The 24,065-nt window shown below is 67.0% G+C and carries 23 protein-coding genes; 11 read left to right on the forward strand and 12 right to left on the reverse strand.

From position 1 onward, the window contains the following. Nucleotides 1-42: 42 nt before the first annotated feature. On the reverse strand, nt 43-1,728 hold the full coding sequence (gene purH / locus QRM96_RS15230; protein WP_018761964.1) for a bifunctional phosphoribosylaminoimidazolecarboxamide formyltransferase/IMP cyclohydrolase: 1,686 nt from the start codon (nt 1,726-1,728) through the stop codon (nt 43-45). Nucleotides 1,729-1,871: 143 nt separating this feature from the next. Here purH and QRM96_RS15235 point away from each other — a divergent pair, with 143 nt between their 5' ends. Continuing rightward, a complete protein-coding gene (locus QRM96_RS15235) occupies nt 1,872-3,224 on the forward strand; it encodes an MFS transporter (protein ID WP_018761965.1) in 1,353 nt (450 codons plus the stop codon). Between the two features lie 9 nt (nt 3,225-3,233). Here the strand turns inward: QRM96_RS15235 and purN are convergent, their stop codons facing one another. After that, entirely contained in the window at nt 3,234-3,809 is a 576-nt protein-coding gene (gene purN, locus QRM96_RS15240) for a phosphoribosylglycinamide formyltransferase (protein ID WP_018761966.1), read from the reverse strand. 39 nt (nt 3,810-3,848) lie between these two features. Between purN and QRM96_RS15245 the strand changes: the two genes are divergently transcribed. Continuing rightward, nucleotides 3,849-4,280 (forward strand): hypothetical protein, encoded by a 432-nt coding sequence (locus QRM96_RS15245; protein ID WP_285320130.1) that lies wholly within the window; start codon nt 3,849-3,851, stop codon nt 4,278-4,280. Nucleotides 4,281-4,296: 16 nt separating this feature from the next. On the opposite strand, the gene QRM96_RS15250 is transcribed toward QRM96_RS15245, so the two are convergent. Together QRM96_RS15250 and QRM96_RS15255 are read right to left on the reverse strand one after the other, a co-directional pair. Beyond that, nucleotides 4,297-5,613, reverse strand: coding sequence for a cell division protein PerM (locus tag QRM96_RS15250; protein ID WP_018761968.1), 1,317 nt, complete (start codon nt 5,611-5,613; stop codon nt 4,297-4,299). Nucleotides 5,614-5,993: 380 nt separating this feature from the next. Then, nucleotides 5,994-6,461: a PRC-barrel domain-containing protein gene (locus QRM96_RS15255; RefSeq protein ID WP_018761969.1), complete on the reverse strand. Its 468-nt coding sequence runs from the start codon at nt 6,459-6,461 to the stop codon at nt 5,994-5,996. 255 nt (nt 6,462-6,716) lie between these two features. On the opposite strand from QRM96_RS15255, the gene QRM96_RS15260 reads away from it, so the two are divergent. Both QRM96_RS15260 and QRM96_RS15265 read left to right on the forward strand, forming a co-directional pair. Continuing rightward, nucleotides 6,717-7,871, forward strand: coding sequence for a glycosyltransferase family 4 protein (locus QRM96_RS15260; RefSeq protein WP_285320131.1), 1,155 nt, complete (start codon nt 6,717-6,719; stop codon nt 7,869-7,871). Further along, complete coding sequence (locus tag QRM96_RS15265) at nt 7,868-9,235, forward strand: UDP-glucose dehydrogenase family protein (RefSeq protein WP_285320132.1); 1,368 nt, start codon at nt 7,868-7,870, stop codon at nt 9,233-9,235. Before QRM96_RS15260 ends, QRM96_RS15265 begins: the two co-directional genes overlap by 4 nt. Before the next feature lie 3 nt (nt 9,236-9,238). On the opposite strand, the gene QRM96_RS15270 is transcribed toward QRM96_RS15265, so the two are convergent. Continuing rightward, nucleotides 9,239-10,102: an HAD hydrolase family protein gene (locus tag QRM96_RS15270; RefSeq protein ID WP_285320133.1), complete on the reverse strand. Its 864-nt coding sequence runs from the start codon at nt 10,100-10,102 to the stop codon at nt 9,239-9,241. A 203-nt stretch (nt 10,103-10,305) separates the two neighbouring features. Here QRM96_RS15270 and QRM96_RS15275 point away from each other — a divergent pair, with 203 nt between their 5' ends. Beyond that, on the forward strand, nt 10,306-10,575 hold the full coding sequence (locus QRM96_RS15275; protein ID WP_018761973.1) for a GlsB/YeaQ/YmgE family stress response membrane protein: 270 nt from the start codon (nt 10,306-10,308) through the stop codon (nt 10,573-10,575). A gap of 172 nt (nt 10,576-10,747) precedes the next feature. Beyond that, nucleotides 10,748-12,919, forward strand: a complete 2,172-nt coding sequence (locus tag QRM96_RS15280) for a putative bifunctional diguanylate cyclase/phosphodiesterase (RefSeq protein ID WP_231369869.1) — start codon at nt 10,748-10,750, stop codon at nt 12,917-12,919. An 11-nt stretch (nt 12,920-12,930) separates the two neighbouring features. Here the strand turns inward: QRM96_RS15280 and QRM96_RS15285 are convergent, their stop codons facing one another. After that, nucleotides 12,931-13,371, reverse strand: a complete 441-nt coding sequence (locus QRM96_RS15285; RefSeq protein ID WP_109863506.1) for a hypothetical protein — start codon at nt 13,369-13,371, stop codon at nt 12,931-12,933. A gap of 220 nt (nt 13,372-13,591) precedes the next feature. On the opposite strand from QRM96_RS15285, the gene QRM96_RS15290 reads away from it, so the two are divergent. Continuing rightward, on the forward strand, nt 13,592-14,143 hold the full coding sequence (locus QRM96_RS15290) for a dihydrofolate reductase family protein (RefSeq protein WP_018761976.1): 552 nt from the start codon (nt 13,592-13,594) through the stop codon (nt 14,141-14,143). Between the two features lies 1 nt (nt 14,144). Here QRM96_RS15290 and QRM96_RS15295 read toward each other — a convergent pair whose 3' ends face one another. Further along, on the reverse strand, nt 14,145-14,495 hold the full coding sequence (locus tag QRM96_RS15295; protein ID WP_285320134.1) for a DUF3846 domain-containing protein: 351 nt from the start codon (nt 14,493-14,495) through the stop codon (nt 14,145-14,147). An 85-nt stretch (nt 14,496-14,580) separates the two neighbouring features. Further along, nucleotides 14,581-15,525, reverse strand: coding sequence for a homocysteine S-methyltransferase (mmuM, locus tag QRM96_RS15300; RefSeq protein WP_285320135.1), 945 nt, complete (start codon nt 15,523-15,525; stop codon nt 14,581-14,583). 89 nt (nt 15,526-15,614) lie between these two features. On the opposite strand from mmuM, the gene QRM96_RS15305 reads away from it, so the two are divergent. Next, the gene (locus QRM96_RS15305; protein ID WP_285320136.1) at nt 15,615-16,373 is read left to right on the forward strand and encodes an IclR family transcriptional regulator; all 759 of its coding nucleotides are present in this window, start codon (nt 15,615-15,617) and stop codon (nt 16,371-16,373) included. Here QRM96_RS15305 and QRM96_RS15310 read toward each other — a convergent pair. Both QRM96_RS15310 and QRM96_RS15315 read right to left on the reverse strand, forming a co-directional pair. Beyond that, the gene (locus tag QRM96_RS15310) at nt 16,370-17,146 is read right to left on the reverse strand and encodes an IclR family transcriptional regulator (protein ID WP_285320137.1); all 777 of its coding nucleotides are present in this window, start codon (nt 17,144-17,146) and stop codon (nt 16,370-16,372) included. The two genes, QRM96_RS15305 and QRM96_RS15310, sit on opposite strands and share 4 nt — an antisense overlap. Next, entirely contained in the window at nt 17,143-18,573 is a 1,431-nt protein-coding gene (locus QRM96_RS15315; protein ID WP_502934895.1) for an amino acid permease, read from the reverse strand. Before QRM96_RS15315 ends, QRM96_RS15310 begins: the two co-directional genes overlap by 4 nt. A 211-nt stretch (nt 18,574-18,784) precedes the next feature. On the opposite strand from QRM96_RS15315, the gene rlmC reads away from it, so the two are divergent. Next, entirely contained in the window at nt 18,785-19,912 is a 1,128-nt protein-coding gene (gene rlmC / locus QRM96_RS15320) for a 23S rRNA (uracil(747)-C(5))-methyltransferase RlmC (protein ID WP_285320138.1), read from the forward strand. A gap of 12 nt (nt 19,913-19,924) precedes the next feature. On the opposite strand, the gene QRM96_RS15325 is transcribed toward rlmC, so the two are convergent. Both QRM96_RS15325 and QRM96_RS15330 read right to left on the reverse strand, forming a co-directional pair. After that, nucleotides 19,925-20,548, reverse strand: a complete 624-nt coding sequence (locus QRM96_RS15325) for an FMN-binding negative transcriptional regulator (RefSeq protein WP_285320139.1) — start codon at nt 20,546-20,548, stop codon at nt 19,925-19,927. Nucleotides 20,549-20,565: 17 nt separating this feature from the next. Then, nucleotides 20,566-21,495 carry a DMT family transporter gene (locus QRM96_RS15330; protein WP_285320140.1) on the reverse strand — a complete coding sequence of 310 codons (930 nt, stop codon included), beginning with the start codon at nt 21,493-21,495 and terminating at the stop codon, nt 20,566-20,568. Between QRM96_RS15330 and QRM96_RS15335 the strand changes: the two genes are divergently transcribed. Together QRM96_RS15335 and QRM96_RS15340 are read left to right on the forward strand one after the other, a co-directional pair. Continuing rightward, nucleotides 21,494-22,906: an aminotransferase-like domain-containing protein gene (locus QRM96_RS15335; RefSeq protein WP_285320141.1), complete on the forward strand. Its 1,413-nt coding sequence runs from the start codon at nt 21,494-21,496 to the stop codon at nt 22,904-22,906. The two genes, QRM96_RS15330 and QRM96_RS15335, sit on opposite strands and share 2 nt — an antisense overlap. A gap of 140 nt (nt 22,907-23,046) precedes the next feature. Then, nucleotides 23,047-24,063 carry a DUF6454 family protein gene (locus QRM96_RS15340; protein WP_285320142.1) on the forward strand — a complete coding sequence of 339 codons (1,017 nt, stop codon included), beginning with the start codon at nt 23,047-23,049 and terminating at the stop codon, nt 24,061-24,063. Nucleotides 24,064-24,065 lie beyond the last annotated feature (2 nt).

Genomic DNA, 24,065 nt, shown 5'->3' on the forward strand with positions numbered 1-24,065 from the left:
ATCGATTGCTCCGTACCCGTGGGGAGCAATCGATGCAGCCGATCAGTGGAAGAAGTGCCGGGCTCCGGTGAAGTACATGGTGATGCCGGCCGCGTTGGCTGCCGCGATGACTTCCTCGTCGCGGACCGAGCCACCGGGCTGGACTACGGCGCGGACACCGGCGTCGATCAGGATCTGCAGGCCATCGGCGAACGGGAAGAACGCGTCCGAAGCCGCCACGGCACCGCGGGCGCGCTCAGGTGCGCCGCTCGCGTCCGCATTCGAGGCGCCGCCGGCGCCGTCGACGTCGGAGGCAACCTCCACGCCCAGCGTGTTGGCCCGCTCAACGGCCAGGCGACAGGAATCGAGCCGGTTCACCTGGCCCATGCCGATGCCCACGGCTGCGCCGTTGTCGGCAATCAGGATGGCGTTCGACTTCGCGGCCCGGCACGCGGTCCAGGCGAAGGCGAGGTCTGCGAGGGTCTTCTCATCCGCGGCCTCACCGGCGGCGAGGGTCCAGTTGGCGGGGTTGTCGCCGTCGGCGTCCACCTTGTCGCTGACCTGGACCAGCATGCCACCGGATACCTGGCGGAACTCCGTCGGATACCGGCCGTAGCCTTCGGGGAGGGCAAGCAGGCGGATGTTCTTCTTTTTGGACAGGATCTCCACGGCCTCGGGTTCAAAGCCGGGGGCGATGACGACCTCGGTGAAGATGTCCTTGACGGTGTTGGCCATGCCGGCGGTGACGGTGCGGTTGGCCGCGATGACGCCGCCGAATGCGGAGACGGGGTCGCAGGCGTGGGCCTTGGCGTGTGCGTCGGCGATGGGGTCGGCGGCGTCCGCGGAGCCGACGGCAACACCGCAGGGGTTGGCGTGCTTAATGATGGCGACGGCGGGTTCGCTGAAGTCGTAGGCGGCGCGCAGGGCGGCGTCGGCATCCACGAAGTTGTTGTAACTCATGGCTTTGCCGTGCAGCTGGTCCGCCTGGGCGATGCCCACCGGCGCAGCCTTGTCCACGTAGAGTGCCGCCTGCTGGTGCGGGTTCTCGCCGTAGCGCAGGACCTCCGAGCGTTCCAGGGAGAGGCCCGCGTAGGCAGGCCAGTCGATGACGCCGTCGCCGTCTTCATCCAGGAACTGGCTGGCGGTCCAGGTGGCCACTGCGTTGTCGTACGCGGCGGTGTGGGCGAACGCCTTGGCAGCGAGGCGGCGGCGGGTCTTCAGGTCGAAGCCGCCGGCGGCAGCGGCCTCAACCACCTGACCGTAGAAGGTCGGGTCCACCACAATGGCGACGGCGGCATGGTTCTTCGCGGCAGAGCGGACCATGGCGGGGCCCCCGATGTCGATCTGCTCAACGACATCGTCCTGCGCGGCACCGGACTTCACCGTCTCCACGAACGGGTAGAGGTTCACCACCACCAGGTCGAAAGCCTCAATGTCCATGCTTTCGAGCGTCTCCATGTGGGCGGGGACGCGGCGGTCGGCCAGGATGCCGCCGTGGACGCGGGGGTGCAGCGTCTTGACGCGTCCATCCAGCATTTCCGGGGAACCGGTGACTTCCTCAACCTCTTGCACGGGGATGCCGGCGGCGGCGATCTTCTTGGCCGTGGAACCGGTGGAGACGAGCTTCACGCCGGCCGCGTGCAGGCCCGTAGCGAGTTCCTCCAGACCGGTTTTGTCGTACACCGAGATGAGGGCCCGGCGGATGGGTACACGGTCAATGGATACGCGCTCATGCTGCGTGAAGCTCACAAATGTCTCCGTCTTATCTCGCGGAACAGGGCCGCGGTTGGTGGGGATACGGCCAGTTTATCGCGAAGGCAGCGGTTACCCCCTGTGTGCTCCGGAGTGTGAACGTCCGCGGGCCCGGATAGAGTCTTCAGCAGGAGGCGGCGATGAATACTTACACCACTGTGCCCAGCGGCGAACAGGTGGTCCAGGAACTGCCCTGGCGATGGAAAGTCCAGGGCAGGATATTCCTGATCGGGGGCCTCGGCTTCATGTTCGACGCCTGGGACGTGACCCTTAATGGCATCCTCATCCCGCTGCTGTCCACGCATTGGGCCCTGACACCGGGCGAGGCCGCATGGGTGGGTACGGCCAACCTGATCGGGATGGCCCTCGGGGCGTTCGCCTGGGGCACCATTGCGGACACCGTGGGCCGCAAAAAGGCGTTCACGGCCACGCTGCTCCTGTTTTCCATCTTCACCGTACTTGGCGCTTTCTCACCCGACTTCATGTGGTTCTGCATCTTCAGGTTCCTGGCTGGTTTCGGACTGGGCGGCTGCATTCCGGTGGACTACGCCCTGGTGGGTGAGTTCACGCCGCGTAAGCAGCGCGGCAAGGTCCTGACGGCCATGGACGGCTGGTGGCCCATTGGCGCGGCCCTGGCCGGGTTCGTCTCGGCCGGCCTGGTGGCCCTGAACGGTGACTGGCGACTGACCATGCTGGTGATGGTGCTCCCGGCCCTGCTGGTGTTCTGGGTCCGGCGGAGCGTCCCCGAGTCCCCCTTGTTCCTGATCCGAAAGGGCCGGCGGGAAGAAGCGGCCAGGATTATTGACGGGCTGGTGGTGGCCACAGGCGCCGAATCCCGGGCCTACAGCCTGCCCGATGCCAAGGATGCCCCGAGGCTTTCGGCCGGCAGCGCCTGGACCCAGCTGCGCTCTGTCTGGCAGTTCAACTGGAAAATCACCACCGCCGCCTGGGCCCTGTTCTTCAGCATCCTGCTGGTCTATTACCTGTCCCTGACCTGGATGCCCAGGATCCTGATCGGCGCCGGATTCGCCGAGTACAAGGCGTTCGTCACCACGGCGTCCATGGCCGCCGTCGGCTTCCTCGGCGTGGTGGCGGCAGCCCTGCTCGTGGAACGTGTGGGGCGCAAGTGGATCCTGGCCATCACCGGACCGCTGTCCGCCCTGACCCTGGTGATCGTTGCGTTCGTGGTGGACATTCCCACGGCCGCGGTGTTCTGGCTGCTGGTCTTCGGGTTCGTGGTGCAGGTGGCCATCCCGGTGCTCTATGCGTACGTCTCCGAGCTCTACCCCACGGAACTGCGGGGCAGCGGCTTTGGCTGGGCATCAACGTTTTCCCGCCTGGGCGCCGGCTTTGGGCCGCTGATCTTCGCCAACTACTTTTGGCCGGAACTGGGCCTCGCCACGTCCTTTGCGCTGGCGGGTGCCCTGGTGCTGCTGTCGGTGCTGTGGATGGCTTTCTTCTCCCCGGAAACCCGCCAGCGCCGCCTCCAGTAGGGTTGACTGCTACGCGTACGAGGGGTCTGCGGCGAGGGCGGCCAGGGTGGACACCAGCAGCCGGCGCTCCACGACCTTGATGCGCTCGTGCAGCGTCTCCTCGGTGTCCGAGTCCTCGATGGTCACGGCCTCCTGGGCAATGATGGGCCCGGTGTCAACGCCGGCGTCGGCCCAGTGCACGGTGCAGCCGGTCACCTTCACGCCGTAGGCCATGGCATCCCGTACGCCGTGGGCCCCGGGAAAGGCCGGCAGCAGGGCGGGGTGGGTGTTCAGGTACCTGCCCTTGAATGCGTCAATGAACTCGGGGCTGACGATCCGCATGAAGCCGGAGGACACCACCACGTCTGGCTTGAAGGCGGCCACGGCCTCGGTCAGGGCGGCGTTCCAGTCCGCACGGTCCCGGTACGACCTGAAGTCCACCACAAACGTGGGGATGCCTGCCGCGGCGGAACGTTCGACGCCGAAGGTCCCCTCCCTGTCGGCCCCCACCGCGGCGATTTCCACGTCGAGTTCCCCCGCCTTGACGGCGTCGATGACTGCTTGGAGATTGGACCCGGTGCCGGAGACGAGGACGACGATACGCATTGGTCCAGCTTAGGTGCACGCTCGCGTACGCTGGAAAACATGAACAGCCAACCGGGCCGGGGCGTCCAGCAACAGGCCAAACCCCCGCTCAGCGAGGCAGCAAAGGCCTCCCGCACCAAGACCTTTGCCCTGTTCCGGATGTTCCTGGTTTCGGTCCTCGGCGCTCTGTTCGTCTACCAGTTGGACGTCAGCTACCTGTGGTTGTCAACTGTCCTCACGGCAGCCAGCCTGGCCCTGGGGATCTCCCTGCTGGTCAGGGCTATCCGGTTGAAGGAATCAAAACTGGTCCTGGTTGGCACCATCTCGGGCCTGGTGATGGCCGTGGTCATGGTGCCGCTGCTCGTGACCGCCATGGTCTTCTTCAACCAGGTGCGCGACTACCAAGGATGCATGGGACGGGCGCTGACGGACCGGGCGACTAATGCGTGCGTGACGCAGTTCCAAAATTTCTTACCCACCAAAGTGGGTTAGCGCGCCGGCGAAGCGCCTAGCTGACGAGTTCGGCGTCCCGTTCCGCGGCCCCGCTTTCCTCACGTTCCAGCCACGGCCCGGCCGCGTAGCCAATGACGACGCCGATGCCGACCTCGGCCGCCACCCACAGGCCGGTCCAGAGCGGGTCGGGTCCGATATCCGTTAGTCGGCCGAGTCCCGCGGACCCCCTCGCCACCCAGGAAAGGCACATCGTCAACACCCCGGCGGCCAGCCCGGTGAGTGCCCCGAGCACCAGGGTGGAAACGGTGGCGGTGAACCAGCGTGCATGGATCTTGATGGCGAGCCATTCGTCGAAGTGGTTCTCCCCCTCCCGAAGGAACCACCACCCGGCCACGACGCCGGCCAGCACCGGTACCAGCAACGCCACGAACGCGTAGTCCATGGGGCCGGACGGGATGGCCGCCAGGACCGGAACGGATGGCATGGGCCCCACCGCGGTGCCCAGCGGCCCCGCCTGGGACCCCACGCCCATGGCGAAACCGGCGCCTGAGGTCCAGGCGAGGGCGAAAACCACCAGGTTCGGCAGGAAGCCGAGCTGCGCGATGGTGAGGGCGGCGCCTCCTACCGGACCGGCGTCGAGCGCCTCATAGACAGAAACCACGAGGTTCCAGTGGATGAACAGGTCCACGGCCAGCAGCACTGCGGCCAAGGTAAGGGCCGACACCACGGCCACGAAGCCGGCCTTCGCGGCAGAGCCAAAGTATGAGCCCGCCCAGCGGGAGTGCTGGCTGGTGCGCGAAATCCAGTCCACCGCGTCGACGCCGATGAGCCGGCTCCAGGAGCCTGCTTCCCTGCGGGCGCCGATCACCATGCCGAGTCCGTAGGGAATGAGCGGCACCAGCATGGCATACCAGAGATTGATGACGACGTCGGTGCTGCGGCACACGAAACCGGTGGCTGCACCGAAGGCGGCGTAAACCAGCCATGAGCCCAGAAGGGCCTGCCATAGCTGGTCGGTGTAGGAGGCCCGGGCCAGGCGGCGGCCGGCGCGCCAGGCCAGCAGGAAGGGGATCAGGGTCAGGCCGAGGGGAATCAGGTTCAGGATGTCCGAGCCGGCATGAGCTGCCGGGGCCGGCCCCGCTCCCGTGAGTTCCAGTGGCACGCCATGGACCAGGAGCCAGGACTGGCCGGCCAAACGGGCCAATACCTCGAACTGCCCGTTCTGGAAACCCGCAGTGGCCCAGACGGCGACAATGGGGGCTATCACCACCAGCGCGGAAATGACGGCCGCCTGTGCTGTTTCAAGGGCGCCCTGCAGCCACAACGGCATGGGGAGGCCACGGTTTCCGGTCTGATCAGCACGCAGTTTCATCGTCTTCCATGGTGTCACGCCGGGTGCCTCCTGCCCGCGAACGACAGGCTCCGCGGCGGCACTGGGTGAACAATCAAGTGGGGATGCGACCGGCGCTTTTCCAAGGGCCTCGCCGTAAAATTGGTATCTAAACCAACACCCGCCCACCCGGGCGCAGTGCGATGTGTTTCGGCGCCGGACATTTGCCGCGCCGGCCAATGACCCGGATCCGTAAACCGGGAAACAGGAGCCGCGAATGAGAGATGAACCGTAAGTTCTGACGATATTCGTCCTACTGGCTGGTGCACCCACGGCATACAGCGTGGTTGCACCAGCGCTTAACGGTGCGGCGCCGGGAACCCCCAAGGTTCCCGGCGCCGTTCACTGCCAAAGGGGCCAGGTCAGTGGCCGTACTTCCGAAGCCGGGGTGCGGTGTCCCGTTCGGAGCTGATTCCGGCGGTGGGGGTGCCGGCGTTCAGGTCGGCGTCGCCCTGCAGGTCCACGTCTCCGGCGTCGGAGTCCATGCCGGTCCGGGCTTCCGAATACGTCCGTGCGCCGCGGTCGTAGTACGTGTACAGCCGGTCCTCTTCTTCGGGGGTGAGGTGGCCGTCAGCGTCCACCCGGGGAGCGTCCTTCACGTGCTCCTTGGTGAACGGGACCACCAGGTCCTCTCCCTCGCTGCGGGCCCCTTCGACCGGGACGAAGGTCTCAGACGTGCCAAAGAGGCCGGTTTTGACGGTGACCCAAGTGGGCTCGCCCGTGTCGTCGTCAGCGTACAGCTGGCCGATCGAGCCGATCTTCGCCCCATCGGTACCCACGACGTTGCCGCCCTTGGCAAGCAGGCTTTCGAGGTTTTCCCTGTTGAGCATGACGTCTCCTTGGTTGTGTCTTCGTACCGGGTTTGCCAGCCCGGAGCCCGGGCACCGGGTCACCCCGGTGTCCGGCCCCTGCCCCGGCTGCTTGAGGCTAGTGCTGGCTACCCGTTTAACGTAAGCATGCTTAGCATCAAATGCCAAGCTTACTTAGTAGTTTTCCTGGTTGAGGGGGCAGCTGTTCACCCAACCTTTCCCTGCGGGTCATGCCCCCTCCCCCGCCATTTCAAGGCGGCCACCCACGGTTGAAGGGTGAGGATCGCAATCGTTGCCGAATCATTTTTGCCGCTGATGAATGGCGTCACCCATTCAATCCTGCGGGTCCTGGACCACCTCCAGGACCGGGGCGACGACGTCCTGGTCATCGCCCCGTCCGCCCATGACGGACAGGCGCCGGGACGAGTCAAGGGCGCTGCGGTCCACCGGCTTCCCGCGGTTCCGCTGGCGGGATACACGAACGTGCGGGTGGCACTGGGAGGTGTGTACCGGGTCAAGCGAATCCTTGCCGAGTACGCCCCTGACGTGGTGCACCTTGCCTCGCCGTTCGTGCTGGGCTGGCGGGCCGCCCAGGCTGCCCATCAGCTCGGCATCCCGTCGGTGGCCATCTACCAGACCGAGGTTCCCAGTTACGCCGCCCGGTACGGAGTGCCGTTCCTGGAGAACTGGGCCTGGAACCGGGTCGAGAACATCCACCTGCTGGCCACCCGCACCCTGGTGCCGTCCACGTTCGCGCTGAACCAGTTGCGCGGGCGGGGGATCCCCCGGGTGCGGATGTGGCGCCGCGGGGTGGACACCGCGCGGTTCTCGCCGGGAAAGCGCGACGACGGGTGGCGGGCTTCGGTTGCCCCCGGCGGCGAGCGGATCATCGGCTACGTCGGCCGGCTCGCGGTGGAAAAGCAGGTGGAAGACCTTGCCGCGCTGGCCGGGCTCTCCAACTCGAAGCTGGTGGTGGTGGGCGACGGGCCGCAGCGGGCCGCATTGGAAGCCGCGCTTCCCGGTGCAGCCTTCACGGGATTCCTGGGCGGTGATGAGTTGGCACGCGCCGTGGCGTCGTTCGACTTGTTCGTCCATCCGGGCGAGTTCGAAACCTTCTGCCAAACCATCCAGGAGGCCATGGCATCGGGCGTGCCGGTGGTGGCCACGGGCCGGGGCGGCCCCCTGGATCTGGTCGAGAATTCACGGACGGGTTGGCTGTACGAGCCGGGCGACTTGTCCGCCATGCGTGCCCGTGTGCAGGACCTGATGGGCGACGATGCCAAGCGCCGCGCGTTCGCCGCCGCCGCACACGCCTCCGTACAGGACCGAACCTGGCCCGCCCTCTGCACCGAACTGGTGCAGCACTACGCCGACGTCATCGCGGACGTCCAGATGGCAACGGCGGTCAACAGCAAGGGAGCAACCCTGTGAAAATCTCCGTGATCGGCTGCGGTTACCTCGGAGCAGTCCACGCTGCAACGCTGGCTTCCATGGGCCATACCGTGGTGGGCATCGACGTCGATCCCCGCAAGGTGGCGCAACTGTCCAGCGGCGCGGCACCGTTCCACGAGCCCGGACTCGATGAGCTCCTCCGGGACGGCCTCGCCACCGGCCGGCTGCGCTTCTCCACCGACCCCGCCGGGGCCAAGGCAGCGCAGGTGCACTTCCTGTGCGTGGGGACGCCGCAGGAGAAGACGTCCGACGCCGCCGACCTCACCTTCCTCGTCTCCGCTTCGGAAGCCTTGTTGCCGCACCTGGCCGCGGGCGCCGTCGTCGTTGGCAAATCAACCGTGCCCGTGGGCACCGTGGACATGCTCCGCGGTGTGCTGGCGCCCCGGCCTGACGTACTGGTGGGTTGGAATCCCGAGTTCCTGCGGCAGGGAACCGCCGTCAAGGATTCCCTGGTGCCGGACCGGCTGGTGTACGGCGTGGAAGGGGGCCGGACCGCCGCCTTCAACCGCGACACCGGCGCGCCGCTGGGCGTGACGGCGGCCCTGGACGCCGTCTACGAACCGCTGCTTCGCGCCGGAATCCCCCGGCTGGTCTGCAACTTTGCCACGGCGGAACTCATCAAGTCGGCCGCGAACGCATACCTTGCCACCAAGGTCAGCTTCATCAATGCCGTCGCCGAATTGTGCGACGCCGCGGGAGCCGATGTCAGCGAACTCGGCGAAGCCATGGGGCTGGATCCGAGGATCGGCAGCCGCTACCTGCACGCGGGCCTGGGCTTCGGCGGAGGCTGCCTTCCCAAGGACATCCGCAGTTTCCGGACCCAGGCCGCGGCGCTGGGCGTCCCTGCCGTGGAGGACTGGATGGGCCTGGTCGACTCGGTGAACCTGGACCAACGGGCGCGCACGGTGGGCCTGGCAGCGGCTATGTGCGGAGGCTCGCTGGCAGGGCGTTCCATCACAGTGCTCGGAGCCTCCTTCAAGCCGGACACGGATGACATCCGCGACTCCCCCGCCCTGGACGTGGCGGACCGGCTGGCCGCCGCCGGCGCGCACGTTACCGTGACGGACCCCAAGGCGGTGAACCACGCGTGGCGCCGCTACCCCGGGCTCCGGTTCGAGGTGTCCACCAGGCGGGCACTCCAGGACTCAGAGCTGGTGCTGCTGCTGACCGAATGGGACGAGTACCGGCAGCTTTGCCCTGCCGCCACCGGCAGGCTGGTCCGACGCCGGGCGGTCCTGGACGCGCGGAACGTGCTGGACGCCGCGGCATGGCAGGCAGACGGCTGGACCGTGCGGGGGCTTGGAACGTCCGCCGCGGTCATGGCCGCAGCTGCGGCCGGCTGAGGTTCAGCCCAGGAGCCCCAGATCGGCGAACGCCAATGCGACACCTGCCCCTGCCGGTCCGGCGGTGGTCCTGTCGGCCACGGCGAGGACTGCCGGGTGGCCGCCTTCGACAGCGATGCCCACCCCGGCGTATTCGAGCATTTCAATATCGTTGGCACTGTCACCGATGGCAACAATGTCCGCCCGGTGGAGGCCAAGCCGGGCCTCCACCACCTGGATGCCCACCGCTTTGTGCGTGCCCGCCATGAAGATCTCCCCCGCGCGGTCTCCCAGCGCCGAGAGCGAACTGGGGATCAGCCCGACGCCGGGACCGAGCTTATCCATCAGCCGCCTCAGCGGGACCGTCGAATCGAAGACCGAGATCTTGGCATAGGAGGTGCTGCGGAGGTCGTCGCTGTACTGCATCGGCCCCAGGATGTCCTCCAGCGGATCAACGTCGGTGCTGAGGACTCCATCGTGCCGGGGGCGGCCGGCGAAGACGGGCCCCAGGACCTCCCTCAGCCGCTGGTCCACGCCGGTGCGGCCGTGCAGGGCCTCGGGTGCTTCCAGGATGTAGGCGGCCCCGTGGGCATCGAGGGTTTCCACGATGAGCGCCCCCAGGTCCGGCTCAAAGCGCTGGTCCCGAAGGACCTCACCGTTGACTTCCACCCTGGCGCCGGCCCCGGTGATGGTCCCGTCGAAGCCGGCGTCCAGCATGTGGCCGGGCACCATGGACAGCGGGCGCCCGGTGCAGACGAACACCAGATGGCCCAGCCCGCGGGCGGTCCGGACCGCGTCCACGTGGGCATCCGGGGCCAGGCCGTGGTCCGCATACGTACCGTCGATATCGAGGAACACGGCACGCGGCCTGGCGGTCTGGCTTGGCATGCCTGGGCTCCTTGGTCAATTGCGGGACATCCAAATCCTATCCCCGGCCCCTGGTTCACCAGGGTGGACTACGGTGGCCTGCTCCGCCTTAAGTGACAGCCATCCTGTGATATTCAAAGCCTTGCACAACAAATAAGCCTGCTGATTGAATAAGGGAACCGGAAATGGGGGCCCGGCACAACTTACTGACAAGGAGTGACAACATGGGCATTCTCGGATTTCTCATTTTGGGCCTGATCGCCGGCGCTATTGCCAAGGCCATCCTTCCGGGCCGCCAAGGCGGCGGCTGGGTGGTAACCATGGTTCTCGGAGTTGTGGGGGCCATCCTGGGCGGCTGGATCGGATCGCTGATTTTCGGCGGCGGACTGGCCGAATTCTTCGACCTTCGGACATGGCTGCTGGCGATCCTCGGCTCGATCATCGTGCTGCTGGTCTACGGAGCAATCACCAACCGCAGCGGCCGCAGGGCATAGCCGCACCACCGTCTTTACCATCAGTAAAAAGGCGCCGGACTCCGCGCAGGAGACCGGCGCCTTTTCACATTCCCGAAGAACGCATCCGCAAAAGGGAAACCCGCCCAACAGCTTTGCCGGTGAGCCGCCCAATTTGGGGATCTGCCCTTTATGATGGCCAAGGGGTGGTGTTATGACCGGTATTTCGGGCCGTGGCAATGATGTGGCATTACAAATTTTTGGCGCGGCCATGAATGCCAGTCCGGACGCCCTCCTGGCACTGGACGCCGACGGCATGGTTCTCTGCGCCAACGCCGCTGCGGCCCGGCTCTTTGGGTTGCCCCAGGACGCGTTTGCCGGCCTGGACCACCGGCCCCTGATCGCCGAAGGATTCCGCGGTGAGGTGGCGAACCTGTTCCGGCAGCTCCTGGCCCACCCTGACCAACCGCAGCCGCCGCGTGAGATCGCGGGCCTCCGCAGCGATGGATCCGAGTTCCCCCTGGAGGTTGCCGCTGCGGTCCTCCCCGCCGGGCCGCTGTCCGATCCCGCCCTCATTCCTGCCGGGGACACCGGCCCTGCCGGAGCACGCCTCCTGCTCTCCGCCCGGGGCACAGCACACCGCCAAGCCACCAACGAAAGCCTTCGCGAAGCCATGTCACTGCTCACGGCCACCCTGGAATCCACGGCGGACGGAATCCTGGTGATGGGCGTTGATGGCAGTGTGGCCGGATTCAACGAGCAGTTCCTCACCATGTGGGGCATCCCGCCCGCCTTGTTGGAAGCGGACAGCGAGGAGCCTGCGGTCCGAGTGGTGATGGCCCAGGTGGCCGACCCTGTTTCCTTCACGGCCCGGCTGAACGAAGTCCAGAAGGACCCGTCTGCCGAAAGCCACGACGTCGTCGAGTTGCTCGACGGGCGGACCTTTGAACGGTACTCACGCCCGCAACGGGTGGGTGAGAAGATCGTAGGCCGGGTGTGGAGTTTCCGGGATGCGACGCCCCGGCGGAAGGCACAGGAACAGGTGCACCAGGCGTTGAAGGACCTCGCGGAACAGGCCGAGAAGCTACGGGCCATGGCTTTCCAGGACCCGCTGACCGGGCTCGCCAACCGGGCGGTGTTCAACGAGGCCTTGGCCAACTCGCTGGCGGAGCCACGGCTGAAGACGGTCGACGTCCTGCTCCTTGACCTGGACGACTTCAAGGAGGTCAATGACATCCTTGGCCACCAGGCCGGCGACGACATGCTGGTGGAGGTGGCGCGCCGGCTCCGCGGCTGTACACCCACGGCGGACGTGGTGGCACGCCTTGGCGGCGACGAATTCGTGGTGCTCCTGACGGCCTGCCCCGACCCCGACGAGATCGCGGCGTGCATTGTGCGCTGCCTGCATGTGCCGGTGACCATCGGTGGCACCGTCCTGCGTCCGAGCCTGAGCCTGGGGCTTGCCTCCCTGGGGCAGGACAGCGTGGGTCCCTCCGAACTGCTCAGGCACGCGGACATCGCCATGTACGCGGCCAAGGCTGCGGGCAAGAACCGTTTCCTGCGCTTCCACCCGGACATGATGCAGGCGCTGGTGCAGCGGACGCACATGGAAAGCGGCCTGCAATTGGCGGTTCCGCGCGGCGAGATCACGGTCGATTTCCAACCGATCGTTTCGCACCGCATGGGGCAGGTAGTCCAGCTGGAGGCGCTGGCCCGGTGGGACCGCGGCGGTGAACGGGTGCCGCCGTCGATCTTCATTCCGCTCGCCGAGCGCACCGGCCTGATCAATGAGATCGGAGCAGAGGTGATGGCCAGCGGCATGGTGCAGCTGGCGCGCTGGCTGAGCGAGGATCCGTCCCGGTCGCTCGCCGTGAACGTCTCCGGGGTCCAACTGCAGGAGCGGGACTTTGCCGAGACGGTCCTCAAGCTCGCGGAAGCCAGCGGGGTGGCCCCCTACCAGCTTGTCCTGGAAGTCACCGAAAGTGTCTTCTTCGACGCGGACGGCGACCTGATCGACCAGCTGGGAACCCTGCGCGCCGCCGGCGCCCGGGTGGCGCTGGACGACTTCGGCACTGGGTATTCCTCGCTTGGCCGGTTGCAGGACCTGCCCGTGGACACGGTCAAGATCGACAAAACCTTTGTCTCAATGGTGCGGACCGGAAACGAGCGGCTGCCGATCCTCAGCTCCATGATCAACATGGCCCACAGCCTGGGCCTGACCGTCACCGCGGAAGGGATCGAGACGGCGGCGCAAGCGGACTATCTGACCGCCCTGGACTGCGACTCCCTTCAGGGCTACCTGTTCTCATTGCCGGAGCCGGGCGACCGGCTGATACCGGCCCTGCATCACGCCGAAGAGGCGCTGAATGCTTTGAAAGGGCGTTAGGGCGGGAAGGCCTAGGCCGCTTCCCGGCCGGATTGCCGCGGCTTCTTCGCGGGCAGAGGAGGGCGTGAGGCTTGCGCCGCAGCGGGAGAAGGCGTCACGGCATCTGCCTCCGCTGGGCCCGCAGGCACGGCGGAGGGCGCAGTAGTGGATTCCGACGGTGCCTCACCGCTGAAGATCTCCGCCTCGAATTCAGTGCGGGCTTCAGGAGCGGCGGCGCGGTTGCGGCGCCAGCGGCGGACCAGGTCGATGCCGGCCACCAGTCCGGCGACGGGGCTGAGGACGGCAGCGGAGTAGACGAACAGCAGCCAGGTCAGGGTGGTCAGCGGCGGCTGGTTGTTGTTCAGCAGCGACAGCCCGCCGAGCAATCCCACCACCCAGAAGAGCAGCACGGCCGCCAGCACGGATCCGGCAGGAAAATACTGGTTGGTCACGATTTTCTTCAGGGTTTCCATGCACTTCCTCCTGCCTGGCCCGGGGACGGCAAAGGCCGTTCAAGACAAGTATGGGGCCCGGCCCGTGCGAAACTGCGCAAGACGCCACGGCGAGTGACCAAACTAACCCGGCCGCCCGGCGTCGTACGGATTTCCGGGCCGAAGAAGCCCTGCAGAACCCTTCCGCCCGGCGCCTCCGGACACATAGCGTAGGGCTGACCACTCGATCAATGGAGGACCCATGCGCAAAGTCACTGCCGGCCTGTTCCACTCGGTCGACGGGGTGGTGTCAGAACCATTCAAGTTCCAGTTCGACAGCTTCGATGAGGAACTCGGCCACGGGCTGACCCGGATGATGAACACTGTGGACACGGTGGTGCTGGGCCGTGTCAGCTACCAGGAGTGGGCGGGCTACTGGCCCAACGCCTCCGCCGACCAGGACTTTGCCGCCTTCATCAACCCCGTGGAGAAGTACGTGGCGTCGCGGACACTGGCGGGGCCGCTGGAGTGGGAGAACTCCCGGCTGATGGATGCACCGCTCGAGGACTTCGTGGCGGCCCTGAAGGAGCGCGAAGGCGGGGAGATCGCCGTGTGCGGCAGCATCTCCGTGGTGCGGCAGCTGCTGTTTGCCGGGCTGCTGGATTCGCTTCAACTGATGACCCACCCGGTCATTGCGGGCACCGGCCGCCGCCTGTTTGAGGACGGCGACCCGTTGACCCGCCTGGAGCTGCAGGAGCAGTCCCGGACCAGTAAGGGGAACGTGCTCAGCACGTACGGAGTCCGCGCCGGCTAGGTCATGCCGCCAGCCGTGCCCCGAACAGCTCCTCCGCGAGCCGGGGCAGGTGTTCCGGCACGTCCGCTTCGGTTCCGTGTTCGCCGCGGCCGAGGAAGACGGCGGTGCCGCGGATCCCGTCCAGGTCCAGGCCGCATTCGTGCATGAGCTGGCCTGCACGGAAATTCACCGGCAGCAGCATGGCCACGCTTTCGGCGTTCAGGTACACGTGCCAGTCGCCGCGGATCACGGATTCAAGGGGCCCGTCCACCAGGGATTCCAGGGCCTGCGGGTCCGCTCCCACCTGCTCCATGCGGATGGGCTCGGCGTTGTTGGCCGGTACAACGAGTGCTTGGTACGTTCTGCTGTCCATGATTGATGTCTCCACAGGGTTTAACATGCGGGGAGGGTGTGGTGTTCCCGGGCCGGGCGCGGGCGAGTGGACCGTGCCCGGCCGACTACAAAGCGGCGACGGCGGCGATGTCACCCGGAGTGGTCCGGCAACAACCCCCGATGATCCGGGCACCCTCTTCGCGCCAGGCAGGGGCTCCGCCGGCGAGGTCCTGTGGTGCCCCGTCCGGCGTCCCGCCGATTCCGGGCGCACCCCACGTCTTGGTGTCCGCGTGGTACGTTTCGCCGGAATTCGGGTAAGCCAGCAGGGGCTTGTCCGTGTACTGCCGCAAGGCTGCGAGTGCCGGAGCCACCAGGTGCAGGGGCACGCAATTGACCCCGACTGCGGCAACGTGAGGGTGCATATCGAGAAGCCTGGCCACGTCCGCCAGGGGTGTGCCGTCGCTGATGCTGGCGCCGTCGCGCAGCGTAAAGGAAAACCAGGCCTCGACGCCGGCTTCCGCAGTGAGCGCCAGCAAGGCCTCCGCCTCGGCGAAGGAGGGCAGCGTTTCGCAGGCCAGGAGGTCGACGCCGGACTGAACCAGGGCGTTGATGCGGGGTGCGTGGAAAGCACGGAATTCCGCGGGGTTGAGGACGTAATCGCCGCGGTACTCAGACCCATCTGCGAGGTAGGCGCCGTACGGACCGACCGATCCAGCGATGAGCAGGGGACCGGCGTCAGGGTGGTCCGCCAGGTGCTCCCGCCGGGCCTCCTCCGCGAGCCGGACCGACAAACCAACAAGGTCCAAGGCCTCCTGCCGGCCGATCCCCCGGGCAGCAAATCCTTGCGGCGTGGCCTGGTAGCTGGCGGTGGTTGCGATGTTCGCCCCGGCGGCGAAGTAGTCCCGGTGCACGTCCCTGATGAGTTCGGGTTGCTCCAGGAGGACCTTGGCGGACCACAGCGGATCGTTCAAGTCGCAGCCGCGCGCTTCAAGTTCGGTGGCGAGGGCGCCATCGGAGACTAGGGTCCTGCCGGTTTCCAGGACGGCTGTCAGTGAGGATTGTAGGGCCATCTGTTCACTATAAGCATGAAGCTATGCCTAAATAGATTGTTACCTTCCCCATGACAATTGGCTGGATGCGCCCTGGCTAGACTCGGACCATGTCGAAGACCTCCAGCATGGGCCGTGGAATCATGGCCGTCCTGGCTGTCGGCAGCCGCCAGGCTGCGGGACGTAACGGTGGGTCAGTTTCGGAGGTCGCCTCGGACCTCGGCAAGGACCGCAGCCAGGTTTCCCGCAGCCTTCGGACCGCCGAACAGGGGGGCTTCCTAACCCGCACGGGCCGCACCTACAGCCTGGACTGGTCGGTCCTCACGGACGCCCAACTCATCACCGTCCAACGACTGAAATCCGACGGCGGCTCGGCACTGGATGCCCTTGCGGCAGCAACCGATGAGGCATGCTTCCTCGGCGTGCTGCACGGCGACAGCACGGTGACTATCGGCGAAAGTGTTCCCGCCAGCAGCAACCTTGTCGGCTCCTGGCTTGGCCGGCCCTACCCGGCCTACTGCAGCGACGCCGGCCAGGCCGTCCTGTGGGAGGCCTCGGAACCCGAGGTCCGCAGGGTCTTCTCTGACGTCGAGTTTGCCCGCCACGGCCCGAACACCCCGGCGGACGTCGATGAATTCCTCGCCCGGCGCGACGCGGCAAAGGCACGGGGCTATTCGATTGTTGACGAGGAGGCTGAACCGGGCCTGTACTCCCTGGCCGTCCCGGTCCGGGATTTCAAGGGCGATGTGGCAGCAGCCCTGCAGATCGTCGGAATCAAGGCACGGCTGGAACCGCGCCGGGAGCGCTGCGCCGCGGCGCTGGTGGCACAGGGCCGCTGGCTGGAATCCAGGCTCGGGTTCCTGCCCTAGTCGTGAACCGGAACGAACGCCGCCAGGCGGTCAGCTGAGCGTCTGAGCGCATCCGCTGCCAGTGCGGCCTTCGGCGTCACCCTGTCCCGGCTGCCGAGTACGCTCAACGCGGCGACAACCGAGCCCCCTCCGTCCCGGACCGGTACGGCGAGCTCGGTGACACCGTGCTCGAATTCCTCATGCGCACCAACAAAGCCGGCGCCCCGGTCCCGTACCAGCAGCTGCCAGATTGCATCCGTCGAGTGGGCCGCCCCCGGGCCGCCGATGCCGATGAAGTTCACATCAGCCAGCAGTCCGTCCAGGGCTGCGCGGTCAAAGTCCCACAGCAGCGCCCGCCCGGCGCCTGTACACCAGACCGGGGTCACCATGCCGGGTGCCGCGAAACTGCCTGGCACGGCGTCATTGGTGGAGTTCCGAAGCAGGATCACGCGAAAGCCCTCCCGAATCGAGAGGCGTGCCCGCAGGCCCAGGGACGCCACGAGCGCTTCCAGCTCGGCTCCGGCTTCCCGGATCCAGCCCACATTCAGGGAGGCGGCAAGGCCGAAAAACCCGGGGCCTGCCCGGAAGCCCCTCTCCCCGCGTTCCAGCAGCCCGAGCTCGCAGAGTTCTTGGGTCAGCCGGGATACCCGGCTTTGCTCCATGCGCAGTTCCGCGGCCAACTGGGATACGCCGAGCAACTCGCGGCCCCGTTTCTCGCGGTCGGCCACGAAGCGCACGAGCCGCAAGCCCTGCGCCAGGGATGAAGCCTCAGCCGCAGCAGAATCCGTGCTCACTTAACCCTCCCCGCCGTCTTGGGCCCGTGGCGGAAGTGGAAGTAGGCGTAACAGGCGGCGACAAACGGGACGCCGAAATAGAGGGCCGCGGCTTGTGCCGGGTCCAGTGCGATACCGACCAGCGAAACCACACAGAGCACGAACGCCAAGATGGGCACCAGCGGAAACAGCGGCGCCTTATACGCGAGGGCCGCCACGTCCCCGCCGTCGCGGACAAAGGCACGGCGATGGAAGTAGTGCGAGGCCGTGATGGACATCCAGACGCCAACCACGGCAAAGCCCGCCACGGACACCAGCACCAGGTACACCGTTTCCGGCGCCACCACGCTGCTGAGGAGCGACGCGAGGCCTCCCACCATGCTCACCGACAATGCAATGAGCGGAATGCCGCGGCGCGTGACCTTCTTCAGGGATTGCGGGGCGTGGCCCTCATCCGCCAGTGAATAGAGCATCCGGGCGCAAGAGAACAGCCCGCTGTTGCCCGCGGACAGGAGCGCCGTAATGATCACGAAATTCATGATGTCCGCAGCGAAGGGCAGTCCCGCAGCGGAGAACACAGTCACGAACGGGCTCTCATCAAGGCCCACCTCGGTGTAAGGGATCGTGGCTGCGAGAACGGTGATGGCGCCCACGAAAAAGATGAGCAGCCGGACGACGGTGGTCCTCACCGCCTTGGGGACTGCGGTGGCAGGGTCCTTGGTTTCGCCGGCCGCGACGCCAATAAGTTCGGACCCGGAGAAAGCGTAGAAGACGGCCAGAACGGTGACAAGGACGCCAGTGAAGCCATGGGGGAAGAGCCCGGATTCGGTGGCAAAATTCTGGAACAGGACGGGGTGGTTGCCGCCACCCAGCGGGTGGATGCCAACCAGCGCGGCACCGCCCAAGATGATCAGGGCGATGATGGCGGCCACTTTGACAATGGCGAACCAGAATTCTGATTCGCCGAAAAACCGCGACGACACGGCATTGAAGCCGAAAAGAACGGCGGCAAAGACCAGGCACCAGACCCAGACGTCCACGCCTGAGAACCATCGCTGCATCAGCAGTCCGGAGGCCGTGAACTCCGAGCCGATGGCAACGGCCCAGCATAGCCAGTAGAGCCAGGCGGTGGCGAAGCCCGTGGCTGGGCCGATCGACCGGGCAGCGTAGATGTGGAATGCCCCGGATACGGGATAGGCGATGGCCAACTCCCCCAGGCACGCCATCACCAGGTACACCACGAACGCTCCGACCAAATACGCGATCACTGCGCCCAGGGGGCCGGCCTGGGAGATGGTGTAGCCCGAACTGACGAAGAGCCCGGAGCCGATGACGCCCCCCATGGCGATCATCACCAGGTGCCGCGCCCCCATGGAGCGACGGAGGGCAGACTCCGGCGCAGGCGGGGTTGCCAGTTTGGGATCCAGCATGAGCGGTGAGGGTTCCACGGGTGTCTCCAAACGAAGAAATGCACGATTGCCCTTGCGAAGCTAGCATGGCAACCGAATTTTTCATCATCAAAAGCATTTTCGTATGCACATATTGCACGGTATTACTCGGGGTCACCGGCTTGGAAAGCCGACGGCGGCGCTGAGCCAAGTGCCGCCGTCGTCCGTGCACTTCGAGGCTGCGAAAGGCACCGGGTAAACTTGTCCGGTCATGGACTGCTCCTATTTCGATGCCGGCGCCTGCCGTTCCTGCACCCATATGGGCATGCCCTACGGCGAGCAGCTGGCCGGCAAGCAACGCCACTGCCAGGGCCTCCTGTCGGGCCACACCGGACTGGAATGGCTGCCCCCGGTGGCCAGCCGGGAGTCAGGCTTCCGCAACAAGGCCAAGATGGTAATCGGCGGGACGGCCCAGAACCCCACCATCGGAATCCTCGACGCCGACGGCCACGGCGTGGACCTGCGCCGGTGCGGCGTCTGCTCCCCTGGCCTGTTGGCCTGCTTCCCGGTCCTGGCGAACTTCATCCGCCGGATCCGCCTGACGCCCTACGATGTGCCGCGCCGGGCCGGCGAACTCAAGCACGTCATTATCACCGAATCCCCCGATGGCGAGATCATGCTCCGCCTGGTCCTGCGCTCCGAACAGGTGCTGCCGCGTATCCGCAAACACCTGCCGGAACTGCTGGCGGCGCTTCCCCAGGTGAAAGTGGTGTCGGTCAACCTGCATCCGGAGCACAAGGCCGTCCTGGAAGGTGACCGGGAGATCCTGTTGACCAGCCAGGAAACCTTGGCCATGCGCGTCAACGACGTCACCCTGCACTTGCGCCCGCAGAGCTTCTTCCAGACCAACAGCGAGATGGCCGCGGCGTTGTACCGGCAGGGCCGCGAGTGGGTCACCGAGCTCGCGCCCGCATCCGTCTGGGACCTGTACTGCGGGGTGGGCGGTTTCGCCCTGCACTGCGCCGCCCCGGCCCGCACCGTCACCGGCATTGAAACCAGCGGCGAGGCAATCGTGTCCGCCCGGCTCAGCAGCGGGGAGGCGGGCCTGGAGGGAATGGAGTTCCAGGCCGGCGACGCCACCGCCTTCGCCTTGGCTGCTGATGAGTCGCCGGACCTGGTGATTGTGAACCCGCCCCGCCGCGGCATCGGCAAGGAACTGTGCGGCTGGCTGGAAGCCTCGGACGTGCAGCACGTGGTGTACTCCAGCTGCAATGCACAGTCACTGGCCCGCGACCTGGCGAACCTTCCGTCCTTCACGGCGCGCCGGGCCCGCGTCCTGGACATGTTCCCGCAGACCACTCACTACGAGGTGATGGTGCTCCTGGAACGGGCAGCATAGGGCCCTCAGGCGTCAGTTTCGGCGGGCGCGTTCGACGGCGGCCGCCCCGGCTTCGCGCCCCTCGGCCCGAAGACCCGCTGCCACTCCTTCAGCGTCGGCGTCGGACCGGTTTTGGCTCATCTTTTCCTTCGCCTCGATCCGGCTGACCAGCAATTCCACGCCGACCACCGCCCGCAGCTGGCCGGCGACGAACTTCTCCGGGGCGTCGTCCACGGCCCAGGAATGCTCCCGGCCGTCCTCGTGCAGGCCGGTCAGGTGCCGGACGTGCCGTGCCAGCCAGCCGGCGTCGTCATGGATCACTAATTCGCCGTAGACATGCAGCGTGGCGTAGTTCCAGGTGGGCACCACGCGCCCGTGCTCGGCCTTCGCGGCGTACCACGACGGCGAGATGTAATCGTCGGGGCCCTGGATGATGGCCAGCGCTTCGCCGGTGGGCAGGGCGGTCCACTGCGGGTTGTTCCGCGCCATGTGCGCCTGCAGGGAACCGTGCGCCCCCACGCCGGGGTTGAAGGCGAAGGGCAGCAGCGTGGCCAGCAGGCCGTGGTCCGTCATGGTGATGAGGTTGGCGGCGCCGGGCATTGCCAGCAGGCTGTGGACGGTTTCGGGGGCGGCAGCGAAGTGCGCAGGAATGTACATGGGCGCTCCTTTTCGGGCTAGCGGGCGGGACGGTTGAGGCGGACGCGGACGGCCGCGGCGGCGCAGAGGATGACGGCAAGGGCGCCCAGAAGGGTGGTCCAGGTGAGCGCCTCCCCCAGCAGCAGCGCCGCCCAGCCAATGCTGAGGACCGGCTGCAGCAGCTGGATCTGGCTGACCTGCGCCATGGGCCCGATGGCCAGCCCGCGGTACCAGGCGACGAATCCCAGGAACATGCTGACCACTGCCAGGTAGCCGAAGGCCGCCCACTGGACGGGCGTGGCCGACGGCGGCTGGCTGAGGACGGAGGCAACCGCCAGGACCAGCATGGCCGGGGCGGCGAGGACCAGTGCCCAGGCGATGGTTTGCCACGATCCGAGTTCGCGGGCCAGCAGTCCCCCTTCGGCGTATCCGACGGCGGCGCAGGCCACCGCACCCAGCAGCAGCAGGTCTGCCCACTGCAGGTGCCCCACTCCCCCGGACTGCAGGAAGGCGAAGGCGATCGCCGCCAGCGAGCCAAGCGCCATGACCACCCAGAAGGCGGCGGCCGGCCGCTCGCCGGTGCGGAGCACGGCTGCCGTCGCCGTCGCCGCCGGCAGGAGGGCGATGACCACGGCACCGTGCCCTGCGGGAACCGCGGTGAGGGCGTAGGACGTCAGTAGCGGGAAGCCGGCGACGACGCCCCCGGCCACGAGGGCAAGGCGCAGCCAGGTGCCGCGCCGGGGCAGCCGCTGCCGGGTCACGGCAAGCGCTGCGGCGGCGAGGAGTGCCGCGACGACGGCACGGCCCGAGCCGATGAACAGTGGCGGGATCCCGGCAACGGCCACACGGGTGAAGGGCACGGTGAAGGAAAACGCTGCCACGCCGAGGAGTCCCCACCACACTCCGGCCGACATTCCCAGCGGTATCGCTGGGCGCTCAAGGACAGTAGCGCTACTATGTTCTTTCATGAACAACGATAGCAGTTCGCGCATCACTGCGGCACTCCGTCAGTGGATCAGCAGTGCGGCTCCCGGTGCGCGGCTGCCGTCCACCCGCCAGTTGGTGGCCGAACACCAGGCAAGCCCCGTGACGGTGCAGAAAGCCCTGCAGGCCCTGGCCGCCCAGGAACTGATTGAAAGCCGGCCCGGCGTGGGAACCTTCGTCCGCGCGGTCAGGACGGCCCGGCCGTCCGACTATGCCTGGCAGACCGCAGCGCTGCGGTCCCCGTCCTCGCCGCTGCCGTCGTCGTCGAGCACCATGCGCAACGTTCCCGGCGATGCCATCTGGCTGCATTCGGGGTACCCGGACCGGGAGCTGCTGCCCGAACGGCTGGTGCGGGCAGCCCTGGCCCGTGCTGCCCGCGGGGATGCCGCGTTGTCGCGCCCGCCCGCCGCGGGCATGCCGGAGCTGCAGCAATGGTTCGCCCGCGAGCTGGGGCAGGCAACACCGGTAGGGGTCACCCCGCCTACGCCCAATGACGTCATCGTGCTGCCGGGCAGCCAGAGCGGCCTCAGCTCCATCTTCCGTGCCCTGGTGGGGGCCGGTCAGCCGCTGCTTATCGAATCGCCGTCCTACTGGGGCGCCATCCTGGCCGCCGCGCAGACCGGGGTGCGCCTGGTGCCGGTTCCCACCGGGCCGGACGGACCCGACCCCGCGGACGTGGACCGCGCCTTCGCCGAGACCGGGGCACGGGCCTTCTATGTGCAACCCAACTACGCCAACCCCACCGGCACGCAGTGGGCGGCGGCACGCGGCGGCGAAATCCTGGACGTGGCCCGCCGGCACGGCGCGTTCCTGGTGGAGGACGACTGGGCGCACGACTTCGGCATCACCTCCGATCCCGTGCCACTGGCCACCCGGGATGATTCCGGGCATGTGGTGTACATCCGGTCGCTGACCAAAAGCGTCTCCACTGCCATCCGCATCGCGGCAGTTATTGCCCGGGGTCCGGCGCGGGAACGCATCCTCGGCCAGCGCGCGGCGGAATCCATGTACGTCAGCGGGTTCCTCCAGGCCGCAGCCCTGGATGTGGTCACCCAGCCCGGCTGGCACACACACCTGCGCAGCCTCCGCCAGCAGCTCCAGTCGCGCCGGGACCTGCTGGCCACCAGCATCGGCGAACACGTCCCGCAAGCACACATCGACAACCTGCCCCGCGGCGGATTGAACCTGTGGGTGCGCCTGCCCGATGGCACGGACCTCCCGCGGCTGGCGCGCGACTGCGAAGATGCCGGCGTCATCATCGCCGCCGGCACCGAGTGGTTCCCCGCGGAGCCCGCCGGGGCCTTCATCAGGCTGAACTTTTCCGGCCCCAACCCAGGCGCGTATCCGGACGGTGCACGAGTCATCGGCGAGGCGCTGGCCCGGCAGGACCGCTAAGGGCTTGCGGGGGACTCCCGGCGGAAACGCGCCAACCGGACAGTCCGGCGCCAACGGCAGTTCACCGGGGCGCCATGCCGGGTTCATTACCCATTAGTAACTTGAGAGCTCCTGTTGAGACCCCAACCTTAAGAGGCCCCATGAGCTCCACTCCCACGCGGCGCGCCCTCACCGTTGCCGCGTCCCTGATCGTTGCAGCCTGTGCGGCCGCCGGTACAGCGGCCGCACAAGCGGACACCCCGGACAACGGCAGCCCCGCTTCCGGGACCCGCCACGAAACAAACACCGATCTGGCGGACGCCTTCGACTCCGTCAGCCGGACCACAGCCTGGCAGCAAACGTCCAAGCTGAAACTGAACTTCCCCACGTACCACACCGAGGGAATTGCCTACAGCCAGGACCACATCTTCCTCTCCGCCGTCCAGATCCTCGAACCCACGGTCAAGTACCCCGCCCCGCAGGACGGCTACGACCGCACACCGGGCAAGGGCATCGGCCACCTGTTCGTCATGGACAAGGCAGGCAACCTGCAGAAGGACATCATCCTGGGCGAAGGCGACACGTACCACCCGGGCGGCCTCGATTTCGATGGCACCAACGTCTGGGTGCCGGTAGCCCAATACCGGCCGGACAGCAGCGCCATCATCTACAGGGTTGATGCGGAAACCCTGGACGTCCACAAGCAGTTCGAGGTCAAGGACCACTTCGGCGGCATCGTGCTGGACAAACAGACCGGCCACCTGGTCGGGAACACCTGGGGCTCCCGGCGGTTCGCGGAGTGGGACCTGCAGGGCAAGGAAGTGTCCACCTGGGAAAACCCGAACTACTTCATCGATTACCAGGACTGCCAGTACGTCCCCAACGCCAAAATGCTCTGCGGAGGAGTCACCAACCTCCCGCAAACCCCGCCGGCCGGCGGCACCGCAGCCACCTACGAACTGGGCGGCATGGCAATGATCGACCTGAAGTCCCATGAGGTGACCCGCGAGGTCCCGTTCCAGCAGTGGTCCACCGCCGGGCACGTGGCCACCCGCAACCCGTTCAAGATGACCGCCAACGGCGGGCACCTGACCATGACGGTGGCCCCGGACAACGGCGATGAGGGCAACGGCACCGAAATCCTCACCTACGAAGCCGACGCCGCCCCCGCAAAGTAGCA

It is taken from the genome of Pseudarthrobacter sp. lyk4-40-TYG-27, from assembly GCF_030209295.1.
Taxonomy (GTDB): Bacteria; Actinomycetota; Actinomycetes; order Actinomycetales; family Micrococcaceae; genus Arthrobacter.